Annotated in this window: 5 protein-coding genes; 2 read left to right on the forward strand and 3 right to left on the reverse strand. The window is 71.3% G+C overall.

Features of this window, described 5'->3' with window-relative positions:
* Positions 1-22 precede the first annotated feature (22 nt).
* Together ACWGIU_RS35315 and ACWGIU_RS35320 are read right to left on the reverse strand one after the other, a co-directional pair.
* Positions 23-220 (reverse strand): CsbD family protein, encoded by a 198-nt coding sequence (locus ACWGIU_RS35315; protein ID WP_453712181.1) that lies wholly within the window; start codon positions 218-220, stop codon positions 23-25.
* Between the two features lie 538 nt (positions 221-758).
* Entirely contained in the window at positions 759-1073 is a 315-nt protein-coding gene (locus ACWGIU_RS35320) for a hypothetical protein (protein WP_453712182.1), read from the reverse strand.
* A gap of 176 nt (positions 1074-1249) precedes the next feature.
* On the opposite strand from ACWGIU_RS35320, the gene ACWGIU_RS35325 reads away from it, so the two are divergent.
* Both ACWGIU_RS35325 and ACWGIU_RS35330 read left to right on the forward strand, forming a co-directional pair.
* Positions 1250-1495 carry a hypothetical protein gene (locus ACWGIU_RS35325; RefSeq protein WP_453712183.1) on the forward strand — a complete coding sequence of 82 codons (246 nt, stop codon included), beginning with the start codon at positions 1250-1252 and terminating at the stop codon, positions 1493-1495.
* A gap of 139 nt (positions 1496-1634) precedes the next feature.
* On the forward strand, positions 1635-1991 hold the full coding sequence (locus tag ACWGIU_RS35330) for a hypothetical protein (protein ID WP_453712184.1): 357 nt from the start codon (positions 1635-1637) through the stop codon (positions 1989-1991).
* 316 nt (positions 1992-2307) lie between these two features.
* Here ACWGIU_RS35330 and ACWGIU_RS35335 read toward each other — a convergent pair.
* On the reverse strand, positions 2308-2527 hold a 220-nt coding region (locus tag ACWGIU_RS35335), incomplete at its 5' end, for an iron-containing redox enzyme family protein (RefSeq protein ID WP_453712185.1).

Consider the following 2527-nt stretch of genomic DNA (forward strand, 5'->3'; position numbering starts at 1 on the left):
GGCGGGACTCGCCGGGGCGGCGTCAGGTCCTGTCGCGCTTGTCGCCCAGGGAGTCCTGGACTCCGCGGGCGCGCTTCTCGGTGTCGCTCAGGGCTTCCTTCGCCTTGCCCTTGGCCTGATCCGTCTTGCCTTCGGCCTTCATCCGCTCACTGCCGGTGACCTTTCCGGCGGCTTCCTTGGCCTTGCCCTTGGCCTGATCCATCTTTCCCTTGTCTGCCATGGTGTCTCCTTGGTGGTGGGAAAATCTCGACGGGCCCAAACTAGGTCGGAACGGACAATCCTGCGCGGCGAGGCCGGCGGCTGCCGCGTGTCTACGAGACTCCGGCTCTGGGCCGTACGCGTGAACATCGGCGGGTTACTCGTGACGGTGCACGAGCGGATCGGGCTGGTCGGCTCGGTCCGCAACGACGCCGGTCGCCCTCGTTCCTCCGATCGCGAGCCACAGCGGTACCAGCCTCCGCCACCGCCCGCCGGTGGGCCGCGAAGCCGACCGGCCACAGAGGCACCAGCGTCATCCACCTCCTCTAGGCCGTCTGCCCCGTCACACGGCTCGCATGCGCGAGGTTCACCGCTCACCGCTCCCCTGCCGGTGCCCGTCAGAGAACCGGACGTCGAACCGCGCGACCGACCGGCTCCGCACCGGAAGACGTCACCGTCCGAGGGCCTGCTCACGCTGCGATCTCTTCACAGGGCCACCGTCGGTCCCCCCACTCCCCCGCCTGACCGAGGGCATGGCGTACCGCCGCAGAAAAGCCGGATCAGTCGGATTCGCTCGCGAGTCGCAGGGCGAGGTCCTGGAGGATCTCCTGCGCGGATGCCTCCGCCCCCGTTTGGTCGAATGCGTCCGCGACCGCCTCGAAGGCCATCACGAAGCCACTGATCAGGGCACTGAGCGGGCCGGAGAGCTGATCCAGCATCGCGGACCCGACCTCTGCCGCATCGGCTTCCGCGGGCACGAGGAACTCCGACGGCGTCACCTCACCGAGCAGCGAGGAGACGTAGTCCGCCCCGATCCCGCTCCGCACACCCGTCAGTGCCGCGATGGCCTTCAGCTTGATCTCGTTGTCGGTCATCCCGCGAGCGTACGGCGGAGCTCCCCGCCGCAGCCGCTGGCATACCGCGAGCCCGATGGCCCGGGCCAGGGCACGGCCGGGGCCCCACCCCCGGGCGCGCCCCTCGAATGTCTCGACCGTGCGTGACCGGGTAGGCGGACGGGAGAGGGAAGAGCGGGCACGGAGGAGGTGCGGACATGAGCGCCGCGGGCGAGAACGACGACAGGCCGCAGGCACGGCGACCTCGATTGCAGCACGAAGGCGGAACCGCGGACGAGCACGGGCGAAGGCCCGGAGTCCCCTCCCGCACGGGCACCGGGACCCAGCCCTCGGCGGACGCCGAGCGGGTGGGCAGGGCCAACGAACGCAGGATCAGGACCGCCCGGGTCCTCCACCCGGACGAGGTCGACCGGGCCGAACCGGAGGACGACCGGCCCCGGTAGTCGGCGGTGGGCGAGCCGAGCCCGGCCCGTGCGGCGGGGGCGTCTTCCACGCGCTCGGCCGTTCGTGCGCATGCCACCGCAAGGTCAGGGCACGTGACCGGTACACAACAGTTGCGGGTTGCCCAGCGAAGGAGTGTCCGTGCTGCCCATCAAGGTGACCGACAGCGGAGTGCTGATCATCCGACTGCAAGCCGACCTCGACATCGGCCGTCGTGCCGCGACGACGTGGACGATCGACCACCTCTTGACCGCCCACCGAACCAGGCCCGTCGTGCTCGAACTGTCCGACGCCGTACTGAGTCCCGCGGCCGTGAGCATCGTCGTCAGGGCGGACCGCATGTGCCGCGACGCGGGCACGGCGGCCGCGGTGGTCGCCTCCAGCGCGGAAGCCCGTCGCAGCCTCGGGACGGTCACCGGAACCGAGGCGCTGGACGTCCACGCCACCGTTCCCCTGGCCGTCGCCGCCCTCGCGGCCACGGTCGGTGCGGTGGCGTAGAGCAGGCGGTCCCGGAGGTACCGCGCCCACGTCGGCATGCTCGCGGCACCAGGCCGTTTCGTTCGGATCTTGCCGGGTCCGGCCCGCCCGGCACGGCCTCTCGCCGCGTCGTGGGGCACCCGGGTACGTCCGGTACACGGGCGCCCCTCCGCCTTGCGAGGCACCGCCCCGGACGACCCGGGCTCACCCGACAAGATCCGGAAGAGACGGCCTCGCGCAGGACATCACACCGAGCCGCGGTGAGGAGCACGGGCCGTGCGGCCGGCCGTACGGCACGGCCCCTGCCGCTCCGTGGGTTGTCGACGCCCCTCCCCCGTCATGCCTGCGGCGGCAACGGCCTGCGCAGTGCGCTGCGGCCCTGGTCCCAGTTCTCGCGGATGTGGCGTGCGAGGCGGTCCTCCAGCAGGACGGTTGCCGCACATCCGAACGCGATGTCCGCCTCCAGGTCCGGCTCCTCGGCGAGGAGGCCTCCGATGACCTCGTGGCGTACGACCTGTTCGTGGACGGCGTCGGCCTCCACGTGTTCGGTGTAGAAG

The organism is Streptomyces sp. NPDC054840 (assembly GCF_053611065.1).

Bases quoted from the DNA above. Each gene is read 5' to 3' on its own strand.
- ACWGIU_RS35320 (WP_453712182.1), bottom strand. From the start codon at position 1,073: ATGACCGACAACGAGATCAAGCTGAAGGCCATCGCGGCACTGACGGGT.
- ACWGIU_RS35315 (WP_453712181.1), bottom strand. From the start codon at position 220: ATGGCAGACAAGGGAAAGATGGATCAGGCCAAGGGCAAGGCCAAGGAA.
- ACWGIU_RS35325 (WP_453712183.1), top strand. From the start codon at position 1,250: ATGAGCGCCGCGGGCGAGAACGACGACAGGCCGCAGGCACGGCGACCT.